At 68.2% G+C, this 16962-nt stretch carries 19 protein-coding genes and 2 tRNA genes; 5 read left to right on the forward strand and 16 right to left on the reverse strand.

What is annotated here, in order from left to right:
- Positions 1-594: 594 nt before the first annotated feature.
- The gene (locus tag ASD38_RS07005) at positions 595-1758 is read right to left on the reverse strand and encodes an acyl-CoA dehydrogenase family protein (protein ID WP_056438349.1); all 1164 of its coding nucleotides are present in this window, start codon (positions 1756-1758) and stop codon (positions 595-597) included.
- 42 nt (positions 1759-1800) lie between these two features.
- Entirely contained in the window at positions 1801-2790 is a 990-nt protein-coding gene (locus ASD38_RS07010) for an NAD(P)/FAD-dependent oxidoreductase (RefSeq protein ID WP_056458823.1), read from the reverse strand.
- Between the two features lie 181 nt (positions 2791-2971).
- Between ASD38_RS07010 and ASD38_RS07015 the strand changes: the two genes are divergently transcribed.
- From ASD38_RS07015 to ASD38_RS23770, 3 genes are all read left to right on the forward strand, one after another.
- Positions 2972-3394, forward strand: a complete 423-nt coding sequence (locus tag ASD38_RS07015; RefSeq protein ID WP_056438354.1) for a helix-turn-helix domain-containing protein — start codon at positions 2972-2974, stop codon at positions 3392-3394.
- 93 nt (positions 3395-3487) lie between these two features.
- Positions 3488-3673, forward strand: a complete 186-nt coding sequence (locus ASD38_RS07020) for a hypothetical protein (protein WP_056438357.1) — start codon at positions 3488-3490, stop codon at positions 3671-3673.
- 137 nt (positions 3674-3810) lie between these two features.
- Positions 3811-3954: a hypothetical protein gene (locus ASD38_RS23770; RefSeq protein ID WP_156390607.1), complete on the forward strand. Its 144-nt coding sequence runs from the start codon at positions 3811-3813 to the stop codon at positions 3952-3954.
- 59 nt (positions 3955-4013) lie between these two features.
- Here the strand turns inward: ASD38_RS23770 and ASD38_RS07025 are convergent.
- The 12 genes from ASD38_RS07025 to hisD all read right to left on the reverse strand — a co-directional run bounded on the left by ASD38_RS07025 (position 4014) and on the right by hisD (position 11800).
- Positions 4014-4090 (reverse strand) — tRNA-His (locus ASD38_RS07025).
- 130 nt (positions 4091-4220) lie between these two features.
- The gene (locus ASD38_RS24865) at positions 4221-4952 is read right to left on the reverse strand and encodes an energy transducer TonB (RefSeq protein ID WP_056438360.1); all 732 of its coding nucleotides are present in this window, start codon (positions 4950-4952) and stop codon (positions 4221-4223) included.
- Between the two features lie 9 nt (positions 4953-4961).
- Positions 4962-5396 carry a biopolymer transporter ExbD gene (locus tag ASD38_RS07035; protein WP_029907087.1) on the reverse strand — a complete coding sequence of 145 codons (435 nt, stop codon included), beginning with the start codon at positions 5394-5396 and terminating at the stop codon, positions 4962-4964.
- Positions 5397-5401: 5 nt separating this feature from the next.
- The gene (locus tag ASD38_RS07040; RefSeq protein ID WP_056438362.1) at positions 5402-6301 is read right to left on the reverse strand and encodes a MotA/TolQ/ExbB proton channel family protein; all 900 of its coding nucleotides are present in this window, start codon (positions 6299-6301) and stop codon (positions 5402-5404) included.
- A 939-nt stretch (positions 6302-7240) separates the two neighbouring features.
- Positions 7241-7316, reverse strand: a tRNA-Phe gene (locus ASD38_RS07045).
- 111 nt (positions 7317-7427) lie between these two features.
- Positions 7428-7598 carry a DNA gyrase inhibitor YacG gene (locus ASD38_RS07050; RefSeq protein WP_056438363.1) on the reverse strand — a complete coding sequence of 57 codons (171 nt, stop codon included), beginning with the start codon at positions 7596-7598 and terminating at the stop codon, positions 7428-7430.
- Positions 7595-8635, reverse strand: a complete 1041-nt coding sequence (locus ASD38_RS07055; protein WP_056458824.1) for a ribonuclease E/G — start codon at positions 8633-8635, stop codon at positions 7595-7597. The genes ASD38_RS07050 and ASD38_RS07055 overlap by 4 nt, the downstream gene beginning before the upstream one ends.
- Positions 8632-9216, reverse strand: a complete 585-nt coding sequence (locus ASD38_RS07060) for a Maf family protein (RefSeq protein WP_056438369.1) — start codon at positions 9214-9216, stop codon at positions 8632-8634. Before ASD38_RS07060 ends, ASD38_RS07055 begins: the two co-directional genes overlap by 4 nt.
- Positions 9217-9224: 8 nt before the next feature.
- Positions 9225-9443 (reverse strand): translation initiation factor IF-1, encoded by a 219-nt coding sequence (gene infA / locus ASD38_RS07065; protein WP_004617696.1) that lies wholly within the window; start codon positions 9441-9443, stop codon positions 9225-9227.
- 96 nt (positions 9444-9539) lie between these two features.
- Positions 9540-9998 carry an arsenate reductase/protein-tyrosine-phosphatase family protein gene (locus tag ASD38_RS07070; protein ID WP_082560695.1) on the reverse strand — a complete coding sequence of 153 codons (459 nt, stop codon included), beginning with the start codon at positions 9996-9998 and terminating at the stop codon, positions 9540-9542.
- Positions 9999-10003: 5 nt separating this feature from the next.
- Entirely contained in the window at positions 10004-10480 is a 477-nt protein-coding gene (locus tag ASD38_RS07075) for a UPF0262 family protein (RefSeq protein ID WP_056438371.1), read from the reverse strand.
- An 18-nt stretch (positions 10481-10498) separates the two neighbouring features.
- Entirely contained in the window at positions 10499-11800 is a 1302-nt protein-coding gene (hisD, locus tag ASD38_RS07080) for a histidinol dehydrogenase (RefSeq protein WP_056458825.1), read from the reverse strand.
- A gap of 986 nt (positions 11801-12786) precedes the next feature.
- On the opposite strand from hisD, the gene ASD38_RS07085 reads away from it, so the two are divergent.
- Entirely contained in the window at positions 12787-13293 is a 507-nt protein-coding gene (locus tag ASD38_RS07085; RefSeq protein ID WP_056458826.1) for a GNAT family N-acetyltransferase, read from the forward strand.
- A 5-nt stretch (positions 13294-13298) separates the two neighbouring features.
- Here ASD38_RS07085 and ASD38_RS07090 read toward each other — a convergent pair whose 3' ends face one another.
- A complete protein-coding gene (locus tag ASD38_RS07090; protein WP_056458827.1) occupies positions 13299-13769 on the reverse strand; it encodes a VOC family protein in 471 nt (156 codons plus the stop codon).
- A 488-nt stretch (positions 13770-14257) separates the two neighbouring features.
- Between ASD38_RS07090 and ASD38_RS07095 the strand changes: the two genes are divergently transcribed.
- Entirely contained in the window at positions 14258-15370 is a 1113-nt protein-coding gene (locus ASD38_RS07095; protein ID WP_156390608.1) for a hypothetical protein, read from the forward strand.
- Positions 15371-15439: 69 nt separating this feature from the next.
- Here ASD38_RS07095 and ASD38_RS07100 read toward each other — a convergent pair whose 3' ends face one another.
- Positions 15440-16933, reverse strand: a complete 1494-nt coding sequence (locus tag ASD38_RS07100; RefSeq protein ID WP_056458828.1) for an NCS1 family nucleobase:cation symporter-1 — start codon at positions 16931-16933, stop codon at positions 15440-15442.
- Positions 16934-16962 lie beyond the last annotated feature (29 nt).

Genomic DNA, 16962 nt, shown 5'->3' on the forward strand with positions numbered 1-16962 from the left:
CCCGTCGGAGGCTTCAAGGCGGCGAGGCCCTAACAGGGCTCAGCGTCGCGGGCTTCCGGATAACGATGGCGCGGAGCGTCTGGCTTCGTCGAAACGGTAACAACTGCAAACACTCCGGACGTCGTCCGGCGCTCCGCGACCCTTTCCGTCCGCTCAGCGAGAGATCGCGTGAGCTTGCAACGCCGTGCCCGCGAACACTTGCCCCCACCTGACCGCTTCGCGGTCTGTCCGCCCCCATAGGGGGCGGAGGACGCGCGCNGAGATCGCGTGAGCTTGCAACGCCGTGCCCGCGAACACTTGCCCCCACCTGACCGCTTCGCGGTCTGTCCGCCCCCATAGGGGGCGGAGGACGCGCGCCGCGCCGGGGGCGGAACCTCTTCCCCCTCTGGGGGAAGACGACCGCGAAGCGGTCCGTAGGGGGCAAGTGGTCGCCGCACGAAGGTCCTCCCCCCGTGGGGGAGGTGTCGGCGAAGCCGACGGAGGGGGGAGTGATCGGCCGATGGCCAGACCTGCGATCGGCGATCCCAATCCTCCCCCCACCGATCGCTGCGCGATCGCCTCCCCCACGGGGGAGGACCTGGGAAAAGGACGTCCCTAATAACTCTTCGGCAGACCCAGCACCCGCTCGGCGATGAAGTTCAGGATCATCTCGCGGCTGATCGGGGCGATGCGGGCGATCATCGCCTCGCGGAAATAGCGCTCGACGTCGTATTCCTTGGCGTAGCCCATGCCGCCGTGGGCCAGGACCGAGCTCTCGCAGGCGGTGAAGCCGGCCTCCGCGCCCAGGTACTTGGCGGCGTTGGCCTCGGCCCCGCAGTCCTGGCCGCGGTCGTAGAGGGCGGCGGCCTTGAAGGCCAGCAGGTTGGCGGCCTCCAGCTCGGCCCAGGACCTGGCCAGCGGATGGGCCACGCCCTGGTTCTGGCCGATGGGCCGGCCGAACACCACGCGCTCCTTGGCGTAGGTCGTCGCCTTGGCCAGGGCCGCTCGCCCCAGGCCGATGGCCTCGACCGCGAACAGCACCCGCTCCGGATTGAGGCCGTGCAGCAGGTAGGAGAAGCCCTTGCCCTCCTCGCCGACCAGGTCCTCGGCCGGCACGAACAGGTCCTCGATGAACAGCATGTTACACTCGACCGCCTTGCGCCCCATCTTGGGGATCGGCTTGGCCTCGATCTTCTCGCGGTCGGTGTAGAACAGGGACAGGCCCTGGGTCGGCTTGGCGCACTGGTCCTTGGGGGTGGTGCGGGCGATGATCAGGATCTTGTTGGCGCGCTGGGCGCCGGTCGTCCAGATCTTGCGGCCGTTCAGCACATAGCCGTCGTTGGTGCGCTCGGCCCGGGTCTCCAGGCTGGAGGTGTCCAGGCCCGAATTGGGCTCGGTCACCGCGAAGCACATCTTGTCCTCGCCCGAGATCAGCCGCGGCAGGTGCTTCTGGCGCTGGTCCTCGGTGCCGAACTTCACGATCGGCATGGGGCCGAAGATGTTCAGGTGGATGGCGCTGGCGCCCGAGAAGCCCGCGCCCGACTGGGCCACGGTCTGCATCATGATCGCCGCCTCGGTCAGGCCCAGGCCCGCACCGCCGACGCTCTCGGGCATGGCCACGCCCAGCCAGCCGCCCTCGGCGATGGCGGCCACGAAGGCCTCGGGGAAGATCCCGGTCTCGTCGGTGCGGCGCCAGTACTCGTCGTCGAAGTCGGCGCACAGCTTGGCGACGCCCTCGCGGATGGCTTCCTGCTCGTCGGTCAACCAGAATCCGCTCATTCGCCCCTGCCCTGCTCTCGTTGTGGTTCTTGTCGTCGCGCCTCAGGTCCTCGAGAAGCGCCGCGCGTCGAGCGACGCGGCGTCCGGGCCTGGGTTATCATCCTTCAGATACGACGCGGCCAGATCGGCCACAAGCGGGGCCAGCAGCCAGCCGTTGCGGCGGGCCCCCACGGCCAGCATCACGCCCGGCGTCGCGCTCCAGCCCACCAGCGGCAGGCCGTCGGGCGTGGCGGCCCGCACGCCCACCTCGGTGGTCAGCACGGCCCGCGCCAGTTCCGGGCGCAGGCGGATCGCCGCCGCGCGCAGGGCGTCGGTCGCCGAGGAGTCCACGATCAGGTCGTCGCGGCCCGCCTCCATGGTCGCGCCGATCGCCGGGCTTTCGCCGGGACAGATATAGACCCCCTCGCCCCGGATCACCGGTCCGGTCGCCGGGCCGCGATCGGCGCGCAGGATCTGACCCTTGATCGGGCTGAGCGCCTTCAGTTCCGGGGCCAGGCCGCAAGCGTCGCTCGCGCCCGTGGCCAGCACGACGGCGGAGAAGGCCGGCAGGTCGTCGGGGGTGAAGGCGCGCGGCTCGAAACGCCCGCCCAGGGTTTGGAACGCGGCGCGCAGGGCGGCCAGGGCCGGACGGGCCTCGATCCGCCAATCCTCGGCGTCGACCAGGGCCCCGTCCAGGCGCTGGAAGGGGGCGCCGAGGGCTTCGAACCGCGCCGCGATGGTCGCCAGCCAGCCGGCCTCGCCCTCGATCCTCAGGCCGTCCCGCAGGATTTCCAGGCCCAGTCCCTGGGCGAAGGCCGGCCAGAGGTCGCGGGCCCGCCGCAACAGGGCCAGGTGCGGCGTCGAGACGGGGTCGAACACGGCCTCGGCCACCGGCGCCAGCATGCCGGCCGCGACGCTCGAGGCGTTGTCGCCGGCGGGACTGGGATCGAAAAGCGTGACGTCGAACCGGGCGCGCGCCAGGGTCAGCGCCACGGCCGATCCGATCGCGCCGGCGCCGGCCACCGCCACCCGCGCGCGCAGCTTGGTCTCCATGGGCGGCAAACACCCTTGCTCGCGCCAAACGTCAACCCCGGCGGGCCATTTTGCGGGCTCTACGGATGTGTCAGAGGCGTGACTAAGGCAACCGCATGGGTCTATCCTGTGTTAACCAAGCTGGACCACACGCTCTCGCAGGGAGGGAGCGCGGGCGGTCGCTGGGAGGAACACGACGCGGATGACCGACAAATCCCCTTCCGACATGGCTCACCCCGTCGATCTCTATGTCGGGGCGCGCCTTCGGATCCGCCGCAAGGTCCTGGGCCTGAGCCAGACCCAGTTGGCCGAAGCCCTGGGCATCACCTTCCAGCAGATCCAGAAATACGAACGCGGCGCCAACCGGATCAGCGCCTCGAAGCTGTACGAGGCCGCGCGCCTGCTGCAGTCGCCGGTGTCCTATTTCTTCGACGGCCTGGACGAGACCGCCCACGGCGAGGTCGACGACGGGTTCGCCCAGCGCATGACCCAGTTCGTGGCCACGCCGGAGGGGCTGGAGCTGGCCGGGCTGTTCCCGCGGCTGAACGACCGCCGGCTGCGTCGCCGGGTCGTCGATCTGGTCAAGGCGATGGTCGACGACGAGCCGGGGGCGGCCGCGCCCTAGGCCCGGCCTCGACGGATCGCCGGCCTCTCCCAGGCGTTTCCTCCAAGGCGCCGCAGGGGGCCGCCCGGCATTCGTCGCCGCCGATAGGCCTTCATGCTTCTGATCGTATCGCTGTTCCTGATCTTCGCCGTCATTGGCCCGCCGGCCGGCGAGGTCGTTCGCCGCCACCAGCGCGCCATCCAGCACCGCAAGCGGATCGACGCCTTTCTCCGCGCCGGCCCGGTGGCCGAATATCGCCTCGACGAGCGGCCCTGGAGCGATCGAGACGTCGGGGCGTGACCGACGCCCAAACCGCTCGCGCTTTTGGCTGCCACGCTCCAGCGGCGCTGTGCCGCACTTCCGCGAAACACCATTCGGGCGCAGCCTTTGGTCAGGTAGCCGACGCATCGTGTCGCGTCACAGCGGGGAGCCTGGGTGTGAAAGCGTCTTCGGGGGCGGCTAACGGCCGCATTCGATATTGGTGGCAGGCCCGGCCGATGGTCGGCCTGCTGGCGGGCTGGGTCGCCATCGCCCTGGTCGGCTGGCGCGTCTGGAGCGCGCTGAACGGACACCACGCCTAGACGCCCTGCCTAAAACGAAATCGCCCCGGGCAAACCCAGGGCTTTTCGACGTCTTGCGATGGTACCGCCTCTCAGGCTTGAACTGAGGACCTCTGGTTCCACAAACCAGCGCTCTAACCAACTGAGCTAAGGCGGCCTATCGCGAGGGAGTGTCTTTAGTCGGACGCGCGGGCCGGATCAAGCGCCGAAACAGCCCTTTCCACACGAAAACGCCCCGGAGCGATGAAGCTCCGGGGCGCCCGTTTCTTGGCCTGTCGCCTCGGTCCCTAGCGGGGGACCGTGAAGACGATCGGGATCGTGATCTCGCCACCGTCCACCGGAGCGCCGTCAAGCGTCTTCGGCTTCATGCGGAACAGTCGCGACAGCTTCAAGGCCGCTTCGCCGAAGCCGTAGTCCGCCGGGTTTTCCGACTGGACCGAGCAACCTTCGAGCGAACCCTTGGCGGTCACGGTGCACTTCAGGGTCGCGCGACCGCCCACTTCCATCCGCTGAGCGCGGTCGGGGTAGTAACGAGCCATGTCCTCGCCGCTGGGCTTGCGGGCCCAGTCCGGACGCGTGATCACCGAAGCCCGAGCCGGCGGGTTCGCAGCCGGCGGCACGGCGGAGATCACCGGCGGAGCCGTTTGCTCGACCCGCTCCTTGACGGGCGGGATCGGCAGCGGCGGCGGCGGAGTCACGTCCGGCGGCGGCGCGATCGGCGGCCTCGGCTGCACCACCGCGGGAGGCGGGGGCGGAGCGTTGGTCGGCGGCGGCGGCGGCGGCGGAGGCGGCGGCGGCGGGGGGGGCGGCGGAGGCAGCTCCACGTCCACGGCGTCGTCGTGATACTCCTTCATCACGGCTTCGAACTTCTGCTTCGCCAGATACGCGAACAAAGCAGCGTGGAAGCCGACGACGACGACGGTCGCGATACCGAAGGCGCCGAGGCCCTTCTTGCGTCGCGGACCTTCCGAAGTGAGCGGGTCGTAGTGGCGATGCTCAGGCGCTTGTTGTTCAGCCATGCATCACCCCTAGCTGTTCTGATCCTTGCCGATGAGCGCCACGCTATAGAAGCCGTTATCCTGGAGGGTGTTCATAACCTCCATGAAAGCTCCGTAGCGCGTCTTTTCGTCGGCGCGGATATAGATGCGCTCCTTGGTGGGATCGCGACGGCCAATGTTCTTAACGAGGTCCGCACCCATCTCGTCAACCGTAGTGCGGTCATCGCCAATGAAGACCTGTCCCGAAGCCTTGATCGAGATGTAGACGGGCTTTGGCGGGGTCGTCGACGGTTTGGCGACCGCCGGCGGCAGGTTCACTTCGACCGACACGGAGGCGAGCGGAGCCGCCACCATGAAGATGATCAGGAGGACCAGCATGACGTCCACGAAGGGCGTAACGTTGATCTCGCTGTTTTGGTCGATATTAAACCTGTCGCCCCCACCGCCTGAGAGTTTGGCGGCCATCGGTCTTACGCCCCTTTGTCGAGCTGGCGCGAAATGGCGTTCATCAGTTCAGCAACGAAACCTTCAGAGCGCGTGCCGTAGCCGGAAATGCGGGTCTGGAAGTAGTTGTAGAAGATAACGGCCGGGATAGCGGCGAACAGACCGATACCAGTGGCGAGCAGCGCTTCGGCGATGCCGGGGGCGACGACGGCCAGGTTGGTCGTGTTGGTGTTCGCGATGCCGATGAACGAGGTCATGATCCCGTAGACGGTGCCGAACAGACCGATGAACGGACCGGCCGAACCGACCGAGGCCAGGAACACCATGCCGCCCGACAGGCGCTTGGCCAGCGAGGCCTGCACCGCGCTGATGGCGTAGGTGGCGCGCGACAGGGTCGAGTCACGGTGCTCGCCGCCGACGGCCAGGCCAGCTTGGCGCGACAGTTCGACTTCTTGAGCGGCCGCGGCGGCCATGTCGGCCATCGGGTTGCCTTCGAATTCTTCCGACGAACCGATGCGGGCGATGTCGGCGATCGAGCGAGCGCCGCGGAAGGCTTCCAGGAACTTGTCCGATTGCTTGTTCAGGGCGCCGAACTCGAACAGCTTGGTGATCAGCAGGACCCACGAGAAGATCGAGGCGAGGATCAGACCGATCATCACGACCTTAACCACGGCCTGGGCCGACAGGAACATGCCGATCGGGGTCAGGGAGTGGGATTTCATCTTTTCGGTCGCGGCGACGCCAGCGTCCAGAGGCTCTTCGGCAGGCGCGGCGGCGGGGGCCGGAGCGGCGGCGGCCGGAGCGGCGGCCTCGGTGGTGGCCGGCGCAGGCGCCGCAGCGTCCTGAGCGAAGGCCGGGGCGCTCACCATCAGCGCCATGGCGCCGACGAGAGCGATGAGGGGGGTTTTCCGTTTAATGTCGAGCATCTGTCGCCAGTTCCTGATTGGTCTAGCACGTTTGGACCGAGGGTCGTCGCGCGAGAGCGTCTCCACCCTAACTTGAATAGCCTGCACGATGGCCGATCGCTCGGACGCCTTGCAGACCCGCTTCGCTGCGCTCGACCCGTTACGCCCCCCAAGCCGGGCTCATGCCCATCAAGAAGGATCGTTTCGAAGCGCGTGTGACCGCCGCCCCCGAGGAGGCTTCGATCTTACCGCAATGTTAGAATTGCGGCAGGGGTCCTTTGGCAACCCCTTTTCGTACCGTCAAGGGGTGCGAAGAGGCATAAATTCACCGTCCCTTTGACGCACCCACCACCTTTGCCGCACCGCACAAATGGGAAATCAGGATTTGAGGGCGGTTTTTCCCTGCCAAAGGGAATATCGATGTTGCGGCGCAGCATGGCCACAAAACATCGGTTTCGCAGGCGAGATCTGAACGCGTATCGCGCCGTAGTTCAATCTGGCCGGGAAACACGGCCGCCGGAGGTCTGACCTCCACCGTCCTCAACTCAAGCTCCACAACGGAGCCGGCGTCCGGTTTTCGCCGCCGATCGGCTTTCAGGCGCCCAAAAACGGACGCTGGCCCCGCCTCGCCGGCGAAAGCAGGGTCCATCGCCGCTCAGATGGAGGGCGCGGCGCTCGCAAGGGCGGTTCGGTCATCCCAGCGCGCTCAAGTCTCTCCCGGCGCCCTCGCTCGGCGGGAACCGGCGCCGGGAACCGGGCCCGTCCGCGACAGAGCGAAGACCGGCGGTCGATTCCGCCTTCGCCTGGTCGACCGCCTCTAAAATTTTACGTCTGCCCTGAGGCGGACGGCGGTGATCAAGTTCGCGGCGCCGTCAGGACGACGGCCTCGCACCGCGCGAAGGCCTCGACCACACGGTCCCACCGCAAGACGATAGAAACAAGGGCGGGTCTGAAAGGAAGTGGTGCCTGGGGGCGGATTCGAACCACCGACACGCGGATTTTCAATCCGCTGCTCTACCAACTGAGCTACCCAGGCCCTGGGCCTAAGAAGCGGTCGAAACCGCTCTGGCGCCCGCCCGACGGCGGGGAGCCGCGTCTATAGGGGAGGCTAAAAACGAAGTCCAGCCCCTCTTGAGGCGATCTCGAACTAATCCCGGTCGAAGTCTGTGGACGGTGGGTTTTCCTCGTCCTCGTCGGCCCCGGGCACCACGTACCGGTCCGACAGCCAGCGGTTCAGGTCGACGTCGGCGCAGCGCTTGGAGCAGAACGGCTTGAAGGCCGGATCCGTCGGTTTCTTGCAGATGGGGCAGCCGCTCATGACGACGAGACCTCCAGACGATCATTGGGCCAGTCGGCGACGACGGCCAGGGTGAAGCGACGGCCGATTCTGTCCGCCAGGGCGTTTTCCAGAGCGGCGAAGGCCTCGGCCACGGCGGCACCGCAGCGCCCCGCCAGTTTGCCGCCGGGATCCGCCCTGCCCTCGCGCTCGAAAGCCCGGACCAGCCGCAAGGCGCCGGCGCGGGCCGACAGTCCGCCCGTCTCGTCGAGCAACCGGTCGAGAATCGGCCTGGTCCGGCGCGGCACGATCATCTCGAGTGCCCCGAACTTGCTGATCGGGCCCAGACCCACCCCCGGGTTGTCGACGGCGAAGGCGTTGCGGGCCGCCGTGGTCAGGGCCGGACCGTCGTGGCCGCGGCCGACCAGGTCGAAGACCACCAGCCCCGCCAGGCCCTTGAGACGCAGGATGCGGGCGGCCGTCGTGAAGGCGGCCAGGTTGGCGGCGCGGGCCGCCTTCTTGGAATCCCCCTCGCGGCCTCCAAGATCGACGTCGACGGCCACCAGGGCCCGGGTCGCCTCGATGCTGACGTCGCCGCCGCCCGGCAGGGCGAAGACGGTGGCCAGGGCTTCCGCCTCGGCGGCCTCGACGGCCTCCAGCGCGGCCAGGCCTTGGGTCGGCGAGCCGGACTTCACCCAGAGGCGCAGCAGTTCGTCGATGGTCGGGGCGTGGGCCAGCACGCGAGGCTCGCCCTCGGCTGGTCCGACGTAGCGGGCCACGGCCGACTTGTCGCGGCGCGAGGGGCTGCGGATCTCGACCTCGACGACCTGGCCCTCGACCAGCTTGGGCATGTCGGGCTTCAGGGCCAGCAGCAGGTCGGCGCCGCCCGGTAGGGCGACGAAGGCCGAGTTGAAGGCCCGCTCGATCTTCCTGACCCGCGCCACGCCGCGCACGCCCTCGGCGTCCAGCGGATCGTCCCCGTCCCATTGGGCGACCAGGCGCTCGGGGCGACCGTCCAGGGTGACGACCCCGACGGTCTCGCCGATGCCCTTGTAGAGGTAGGCGCGCCGCTCGCTCATTTTCGATAGCCCAGGCCGGTCAGCAGGTTCAGCGTCTCGTACAGCGGCAGGCCGACGACCGAGGTGTAGGAGCCGTGCAGGTCGATGATGAAGCCGCCGGCCACGCCTTGCACGCCGTAGCCGCCCGCCTTGCCGTTCCATTCGCCGCCGGCCAGGTAGTCGGCCTGCTCTTGGTCGGACAGGTGCTTGAACTGCACGCGGGTCTCGACCAGCCGCGAGGCCTCGCGCCCGTCGGGAGCGATGGCGGCCACGCCGGTCAGGACCTTGTGATTGCGGCCCGACAGCAGCTTGAGGCAGTCGGCCGCCTGCTCGGGCGTCTCGGCCTTGGGCAGGATGCGGCGGCCGACCGCCACGACGGTGTCGGCCGCCAGGACGATGGCGCCGGGCGAACGCGACGCGACCGCCCTCGCCTTCTCGACCGCCAGGCGCAAGGCATGGCGCCGCGGGGTTTCGTCCCGCAGCGGCGTTTCATCGATGTCGGCGGGATCGACCCGATCCGGGGCGACGCCGACCTGCGCCAGCAGGTCCAGGCGCCGGGGGCTCGCACTGGCCAGGACCAGCGGCGTCCGCTGGACGACCATCGCCAGCCCTACTTGAAGCGGTAGGTGATGCGGCCCTTGGTCAGGTCGTAGGGCGTCATTTCCACGAGCACCTTGTCGCCGGCCAGCACGCGAATGCGGTTCTTGCGCATCTTGCCGGCGGTGTGGGCGATGATCTCGTGATCGTTCTCCAGCTTCACGCGGAAGGTCGCGTTGGGCAGCAATTCGCTGACCGTACCGGGAAACTCGAGCAGTTCTTCCTTAGCCATCAGGCCTCTCAAAACGGGTGACGCCATGCCGGTGAAGCCCCGCGACGATTGAGTCGGGGAGCGGATCGCGGCTGCGAGGCGGGGTGTATAGCGCATTCACCCCCCGAACGTCGATGGCGCGCCGAAACGTTGTCGAATCGCCGTGGCCAGAGCGTCACGCACCTCGCGATAGGCCGTAAGCATGGCCTCGCGAGAACCGTCCGCGAGGGTGGGGTCGTGGGTTGGCCAGTATTCGATGTCGGTGGCCCGGTCCCGCGCCAGCTCGACGGCTCTGTGCTGGGCCTCCGGGGTCAGGGAGATGACGACGTCGAAACTGTCGTCCTCGAGCTGGGCGAAGCTCTTGGGTTTGTGGCCGCTGACGTCCAGGCCCATCTCGTCCATGACCACGGCCACGAACGGATCGACCCCTTCCTCGACCGGGTCGGGCTTCAGGCCGCACGAATCGACGAACGCCCGCGTGCCGTAGAAGTGCTTGAACAGCGCCTCGGCCATCGGCGAGCGCACGCGGTTGTAGTTGCAGGCGAACAGCACCGCGTCCGGAAGATCCGCCGCCACGTTCCCTAGCCCCGCCAGTGCAGCGCGCAGATCAGGGTGAACAGCCGGCGGGCCGTGTCGAGGTCGGTCTTGACCTTGCCCTCCAGCCGCTCGCGCAGCAGGGACGAGCCCTCGTTGTGCAGGCCGCGCCGCCCCATGTCCAAGGCCTCGATCTGCTGGGGCGAGGAATTGCGGATCGCCGAATAGTAGCTGTCGCAGATCATGAAGTAGTCCTTGATCACCCCCTTGAAGGGCGACAGGGACAGCAGGTGCCGGCGCTCATAGCCCGGCCCGGCGATGTCGAAGGCCAGGCGGTTCTCGACCAGCGACAGCTTCAGGTCATAGGGCCCGCCCGCCGCCTCGGCCGGCTCGAAATAGTTGCCGTCCAGCAGGTCGAAGATCGCCACCTGCCGCTCCTGCTCCTGATCCCGCGAGGCCGCCGCGAGGCTGTCCTCGTCGATGACGATGGATTTCAGGAACTGGCTGGCCTTGGCGTCGGACATCGTCGGCAGACTTGCCCCTTACGGCTTGGTTGGCAACCTGCCCAAGGGAAGGCGGATGGACGCCGACAGGGCGTGGGCCGGCAGGCCCTCGGCTTGGGCCAGGGCCACGGTGTGCGGCCCCAGGATCCCGAACGCGGCCGCGTCGCACTTCACGATCGAGGTGCGCTTGAGGAAGTCGTAGATCGACAGGCCCGACTGGAAGCGCGCCGCGCGGCTGGTGGGCAACACGTGGTTGGAGCCGGCCACGTAGTCGCCGATCGCTTCGGGCGTCAGGCGACCCAGGAAGATCGCCCCGGCGTGGCGCACGCGGTCGGCCAGGCGCTCGGGCTCGTCGATCGCGAACTCGACGTGCTCGGGGGCCAGCAGGTCGACCAGGCGCGGGCTGTCGTCCAGCGGGCACAGGATGATCGCGCCGTGGTCGCGCCACGAGGCGGCGGCGTCGACGCCGGTGGCCAGGGTCTTCAGCAACGCGTCGACGGCGTCGGACACCGCCTGGGCGAACGCCTCGTCGTCGGTGATCAGGATCGACTGGGCGGCCGGGTCATGCTCGGCCTGGCTCAGCAGATCGGCGGCGATCCAGTCGGGATTGTTGTTCTTGTCGGCGACCACGACGATCTCGGACGGGCCGGCCAGGGCGTCGATGCCGACCACGCCATAGAGGCGGCGCTTGGCGGCGGTGACATAGGCGTTGCCCGGGCCGACGATCTTGTCGACCGGCTGGATCGGACCGGCGCCATAGGCCAGGGCGGCGACGGCCTGGGCCCCGCCGATCCGCCAGATCTCGGTGACCCCGGCCTCCTTGGCCGCGGCCAGCACCGCCGGCTCCAGCTTGCCGGGCGGGGTGACCATGGCGATGCGGTCGACGCCGGCCACCTGGGCGGGCACGGCGTTCATCAGCACGGTCGAGGGATAGGCCGCGCGGCCGCCGGGCACATAGACGCCCACGGCCTCCAGCGGCGTCCAGCGCCAGCCCAGCTGCACGCCGGCCTCGTCGATCCACGACTGGTCGACCGGACGCTGGCGGGTGTGGAAGGCGCGGATGCGGGCGGCGGCGAAGGCGATGGCCTCGCGGACCTCGGCCGAGCACTCGGCCGCGCCGGCGGCGATCTGGTCGGCGGTGACGCGGATGGTGTCCTCGGTCAGCTCCACGCCGTCGAAGCGGCTGGTGAAGCTGAGCACGGCCTTCAGCCCGTCGGCCTGGACGGCGTCCAGCACGTTGCGCGCGGCCGCGTCGACGTTCTCGGGCGCGCCCCGGCGCTCGTCGAGGAAGGCCTTGAAGGCGGTGGGAAAAGCGGGATCGGCGGAATTGAAGCGACGCATGGGGCCTAGATGCGGGTTTTTTGACAAGACACAAGAGGTTTGGTGCGGCGAACGCTAGCCCCCTACGGGTCGCTTCGCGACCGTCTTCCCCCGGAGGGGGAAGAGGAAGGCGCGCGTCCTCCGCCCCCTGTGGGGGCGGACAGGCGGCCAAGCCGCCAGGTGGGGGCAAGTGTTCGCGGGCACGACTTCACAGGCACGGCTCTTCGACCTCGGGCTTTCGCGACGAGTGGCTGGGGAGGCGCGGAGCGGTCCGGGCCCAGCCCGGATGACCGTGGGTGTTGTGTGTGCGTTTCGGCTAGACCTGACCGCTCCGCCGAACCGTTTTTACCGAGGGACGGCGATTGAGGGCTTGTTTCATCCCGATCGACGTTCCCCCTCGGACGGGCAGGATCAAAGTCGCCCGGAAGGGGCCGTCAGCGACTCCGACAGATCCTGGAACAGGCCGGTTTGACTCCCGGCCCCGTCGACCCCGGCTGTCCCGCGTTCGCCCGCCCCGGGCCTTGGATCCTTCTGAGACCCGCCGCCCAAGCCGACCCGCCCGCCAGGCCAGCCAGGCCCCGCTCGGTTCGATCCCCATCGCCTGCTTGGGCCGGTACCAAGAGCCCTCCCCCGCGATGGGGACGGGTTTATTGTGCAGGAGGTTTGAGCGCTGGCGCGTTCGTGACGCTGATTATTTTGCAGGGCGTTGGAAGGGTTCAGGTTTCTCGCGGGGCCGGCGGGGATGGACGCCGCTCGATCCCCGCCGGGGACATGCTCTCACGGCAAGACCTCGACCAATCGATCCGCCGAACGCGGGGTGAGTGCGTGTCCCCAACGCCATCCACGACGCGTCCAGGCCGTTCCCGTTCCAAGAGCGGCAAGCTCAGCGGACGAAGTTGGGGACACGCACTCACGGCGCCCCCTCTGCAACCCGGCCACCGCAGGGGTGTGAGAGCATGTCCCCGGCGGCCTCTCCCTCTCCCCTCCGGAAGAGTTTACGAAACGCCATGACCAACGACCCCATCTCCGTCACCCCGGCCGACCTGGCCGCCTCGCCCGACCTGGCCCAGGCCCTGCTGGCGCTGAACAACGCCCACGCCGTGGAGCTGTCGTGGCTGGAGCCGTCCCGGCTGGCGCATCTGGCGGCGCAGGCGTTCCTGGCCGAGCGGATCGGCCAGGCCGACGCCCTGCTCCTGGCCTTCGACCAGGACGCCGACTACGACAGTCCCAACTTCCTGTGGTTTCGCGAACGCTTCCCGCGCTTCGTCTATGTCGACCGCATCGTGGTCGCCGCCCAGGCGCGCGGTCGCGGCCATGCTCGCCGCCTTTATCGGACGCTGTTCGAGCGGGCCCGCGCGGCGAGGCACGAGCGGATCGTCTGCGAAGTCAATTCCAACCCGCCCAATCCGGCCTCGGACGCCTTCCACGCCGACCTCGGCTTCACCGTGGTCGGAACCGGCGAAATCCACGGCGGGGATAAGACGGTGACCTATCTGGCGCGGGCCCTGGACTAGTCGCCTCAGCCCTTCGCCGCGGCTTCCAGCGGCGCGATGTCCAGCTTGACCATCTTCAGCATCTGCTCGGTCACGCGCTTGACCTTGGCCGGGTCGGGATCGTCCATCAGTTCGCGCAGGCGGGTCGGCGCGATCTGCCAGGACAGGCCCCAGCGGTCCTTGAGCCAGCCGCACTCCTCGGTCCTGCCGCCGTCCTTCAGCGCGTCCCACAGGCGGTCGAGCTCGGCCTGGGTGTCGCATTCGACCATGATCGAGAAGCTGTGGTTGAACGGGTCCAGCGGACCGGCCTCGATGGCCATGTAGTTCTGGCCGCCCAGCACGAAGGCGGCGATCTTGACGCTGCCGGCCGGGCCGGACGGGTTGTCGGCCATCACCGCCGAGACGCTTTCGATCCGGGAGTCGGGAACCAGGCCGGTATAGAAGCCGATCGCCGCCTCCATGTCCTTTTCGAACCAGAGATGTTGGGTGACCTTCATCGCTTCGTCCTTTCGTGTGACCCAGCCCACCCCAAGGACGGACGAGGCGCGCGCCATCCGACGTCCCGGCGCTCTTTTCCTCACCCGCATCGCGGGGGAGGTGGCGCGATGCGAATACGCATCGTGACGGAGGGGGCGTCGGCCCCCGCCCGGAACGCCCCCTCCGTCACGTCGCCGCCAGCGACGCGCCACCTCCCCCGTTTCACGGGTGAGGAGAAGAGAGCCCGCAGCGGCGAGGCCGCGCCTTGAAACCTTGATGGCGAGCCTGCTCTGGCGTCTGACCGAGTCAAGGACGACGCGCCGCGTCGCCGCGACGCGGCCGCCGGAGGCGGTCCTTGACTCGGTCAGACGCCAGAGCTCCGATCCACCAAGGCTTTAAGGCGTGGCCCCATCCGGAGCGGATGGGGGCTTGCGCCAAGCGGACGTTTCAGATGTCCAAGATGGGTGGAACGCGGACATGCTTGTCTTAGGTGATGCCCACGGATTAGGTGATCTCCAAGCTCTACCTTAACTTGAAGGTCGTCATGTTCGCTACGTTCCGCTCGGCTCTTCGTATCTTCGCTGCGATGGGAACGATCTTCGTCACATACGTTATCGACATTGGACGCGCCACGGCCAGACCGGCCGAAGAAGCTTATTGTAGCGCTCCAAAGTTTCAATCACTCGCCGCTGCTCCGGGCACTGGCCGTTTCGGCTGGATCGTCGATTGCCTGCCTACGCAAGGCCCGGTCGAAACGCGGTTGGTGCTGTCCGCGCCTGATAGTGGCGAGCGAATGGTGACGATCGGTCTCCATTTGGACGCGCGAATGCTCGGCTTTGATCCCTCCGGCCAAGTCTATTGGGCCCGCACGCAGGCTAAGGACACGCTTCAAGCGGCAAGCCGTCGGCTAACGATCTGGAGCTATAGGGACGGCGGTCAAATCCGCGAAGCGGCAGCATTGGATCTGCCTTTTGAGGCGGAGATCGGCGAAAGGATCGACGTCCCCGATGGTTGGCTGATCCGTCTTCATTCGGCGTCTGGGAGGATGCCAGAACGGGGTCTTTTCCTGTTCTACCGTCGAGGCGAAATCAAAGTCGCTGATACAGCGTTTATTGGGAAGCTGCTGTGGCGAGCGGGCCCAAACGCATTCCTCTATCGTGATCGAGAGGACACCTTGAGAGCGATCGATCTCGACGGTCACGACGCCCCTGAGGCGGCTACGACCTATGCGCCGGCCCTACAAATGTTGGAGCCTTGGGACCACTATGCTGGCGACTTTAACGGACAAGTTGCGCTCCGCATCCAAGACAACTCCGACACCCACGTCTACACCGCCTCACTGATCACCGCTCCCGCCACACCAGGAGCGACGGCCAATGCTCAATCGTTGGCGACGTGGCGTGATGACTGGCTTAGGACCGTCACCATGTCGGCTGATGGCAGAAAGGCGGCCTTCGCCTTTTCGGACCGAATAGAGGTGCTCACATCCGCAGACGGGTGGAGAAACGCCCGTGTCTTGCCATACGACGACGCGTTCCAATCGGATATCGCCTTCGACGCCAGCGGTACGACGCTGATTGCTATCACTCAGGCCGTTCGCCGCTGGTCGATCGCTCCATAGCCAACAGGTCAGGCCCGGCAAGCGGACGTTGGTTGCGTCCGCTCTGGGGCGAAAGCAGACCTCAGCCTCTCACCCGACAGCCGACGCTTTCGCCCCGCCGCCGGCCCGCATCGCCGCCACATAGACCCCCGCCGCGATCCCCGCGCCGACGAACCAGGCGTAGTCGTACAGCCCCGTCCACGGCGCCCCGATCCTCGCCGCCGCCGGCAGGCCGGCCGCCTTCAGGAAGCCGGGCAGGTTCGGCGCGACGCCAATCGCGAAGGCCGCCACGGCGGCCAGGTTCCAGCCCTTGAAGTAGGTGTAGCGCCCCGCGCGATCGTACAGCGCCTCGACGTCCAGCCGGGCGCGGCGCAGCAGCCAGTAGTCGGCGATCAGGATCCCGGCCACCGGCCCCAGCAGGGCGCCGTAGCCGGTCAGCCAGACGAAGATGTAGCCCTGGGTGCTCTCCAGCAGCTTCCAAGGCATGATCATCACGCCGATGGCGGCGGTGATGTAGCCGCCCGTCCGATAGCTGATCCGCTTGGGCCACAGGGCCGAGAAGTCGTAGGCCGGCCCGACCAGGTTGGCGGCGATGTTGCAGGACACGGTGTCGAGGCTGATGATCAGCAGGCCCACTAGCACGCCGATCCCGCCGATGTTTCCCGCCAGCGCCACCGGGTCCCAGACCGGCTTGCCGTAGATCAGCACCGTGGCCGAGGTGACGATCACGCTCATCGTCGCCAGCAGGGCCATCGGCCCGGGCAGGCCCACGACCTGGCCAACGATCTGGTCCTTCTGGCTGCGGGCGAAGCGGGTGAAGTCGGGGATGTTCAGGGCCAGGGTCGCCCAGTAGCCGGTCATGGCGGTGACGGCCGGGCCGAAGTCCTTCCAGAACCGGCCGGCCTTGGCGCCGCCGGCGTCGTAGGCGCTGGGCTCGTGCAGGATGGGGCCCAGGCCGCCGGCCTTGCTCAGCGCCCACCAGACCAGCAGGCCGCAGACCACGATCTTGACCGGCGCGGTCCAGGTCTCGAGCTTGCGCACGGTCTCCAGGCCCTTGGTGACGAACAGCAGCTGGATGGCCCAGAAGGCCGCGAACGACAGCAGCTGGCCGACGCCTATGCCCAGTCCGGGGACCATCGGCCCGACCAGGCTCTTGCCGACCATCACCCCCAGCAGGGTCAGCAGCGCCCCGCCGCCGATCCAGGTCTGGATGCCGTACCAGCCGCAGGCGACGATCGCCCGGGCCAGGGCCGGGGCCCGCGCGCCGCGCCAGCCGAACGAGGCCCGGGCCAGCACCGCGTACGGCACGCCCCATTTCGCGCCGGCGTGGCCGATCAGCAGCATCGGGATCAGCACGATCACATTGCCCAGCAGCACGGCCCAAACCGCCTGCCCCGCCGACATCCCCTGCTCGATCAGGCCGGCGGCCAGCATGTAGGCCGGCACGGCGATGACCATGCCCAGCCACAGCGCCGCGTAGTGCCGCGCCCGCCAGGTGCGCTGGGCGGCCGTGGTCGGGGCCAGGTCGGGATTCCAGAGGGTGTTGCCGGCTTGCCCCGTCTTTTTATCCAGCTGCTGATCCATGTCGCCCCCGCGATCGTGTCGTGGGCGGA

This window comes from Caulobacter sp. Root487D2Y (assembly GCF_001427165.1).
Lineage (GTDB): Bacteria > Pseudomonadota > Alphaproteobacteria > Caulobacterales > Caulobacteraceae > Caulobacter.

What these genes read in the sequence shown, in the direction of transcription:
- ASD38_RS07090 (WP_056458827.1), bottom strand. Translation starts at nt 13,769, where the DNA reads ATGAAGGTCACCCAACATCTCTGGTTCGAAAAGGACATGGAGGCGGCG.
- ASD38_RS07015 (WP_056438354.1), top strand. Translation starts at nt 2,972, where the DNA reads ATGACCGACAAATCCCCTTCCGACATGGCTCACCCCGTCGATCTCTAT.
- ASD38_RS07020 (WP_056438357.1), top strand. Translation starts at nt 3,488, where the DNA reads ATGCTTCTGATCGTATCGCTGTTCCTGATCTTCGCCGTCATTGGCCCG.
- ASD38_RS24865 (WP_056438360.1), bottom strand. Translation starts at nt 4,952, where the DNA reads ATGGCTGAACAACAAGCGCCTGAGCATCGCCACTACGACCCGCTCACT.
- ASD38_RS07060 (WP_056438369.1), bottom strand. Translation starts at nt 9,216, where the DNA reads ATGGTCGTCCAGCGGACGCCGCTGGTCCTGGCCAGTGCGAGCCCCCGG.
- infA (WP_004617696.1), bottom strand. Translation starts at nt 9,443, where the DNA reads ATGGCTAAGGAAGAACTGCTCGAGTTTCCCGGTACGGTCAGCGAATTG.
- ASD38_RS07050 (WP_056438363.1), bottom strand. Translation starts at nt 7,598, where the DNA reads ATGAGCGGCTGCCCCATCTGCAAGAAACCGACGGATCCGGCCTTCAAG.
- ASD38_RS07100 (WP_056458828.1), bottom strand. Translation starts at nt 16,933, where the DNA reads ATGGATCAGCAGCTGGATAAAAAGACGGGGCAAGCCGGCAACACCCTC.
- hisD (WP_056458825.1), bottom strand. Translation starts at nt 11,800, where the DNA reads ATGCGTCGCTTCAATTCCGCCGATCCCGCTTTTCCCACCGCCTTCAAG.
- ASD38_RS07085 (WP_056458826.1), top strand. Translation starts at nt 12,787, where the DNA reads ATGACCAACGACCCCATCTCCGTCACCCCGGCCGACCTGGCCGCCTCG.
- ASD38_RS07005 (WP_056438349.1), bottom strand. Translation starts at nt 1,758, where the DNA reads ATGAGCGGATTCTGGTTGACCGACGAGCAGGAAGCCATCCGCGAGGGC.
- ASD38_RS07040 (WP_056438362.1), bottom strand. Translation starts at nt 6,301, where the DNA reads ATGCTCGACATTAAACGGAAAACCCCCCTCATCGCTCTCGTCGGCGCC.
- ASD38_RS07055 (WP_056458824.1), bottom strand. Translation starts at nt 8,635, where the DNA reads ATGAGCGAGCGGCGCGCCTACCTCTACAAGGGCATCGGCGAGACCGTC.
- ASD38_RS07075 (WP_056438371.1), bottom strand. Translation starts at nt 10,480, where the DNA reads ATGTCCGACGCCAAGGCCAGCCAGTTCCTGAAATCCATCGTCATCGAC.
- ASD38_RS07035 (WP_029907087.1), bottom strand. Translation starts at nt 5,396, where the DNA reads ATGGCCGCCAAACTCTCAGGCGGTGGGGGCGACAGGTTTAATATCGAC.
- ASD38_RS07010 (WP_056458823.1), bottom strand. Translation starts at nt 2,790, where the DNA reads ATGGAGACCAAGCTGCGCGCGCGGGTGGCGGTGGCCGGCGCCGGCGCG.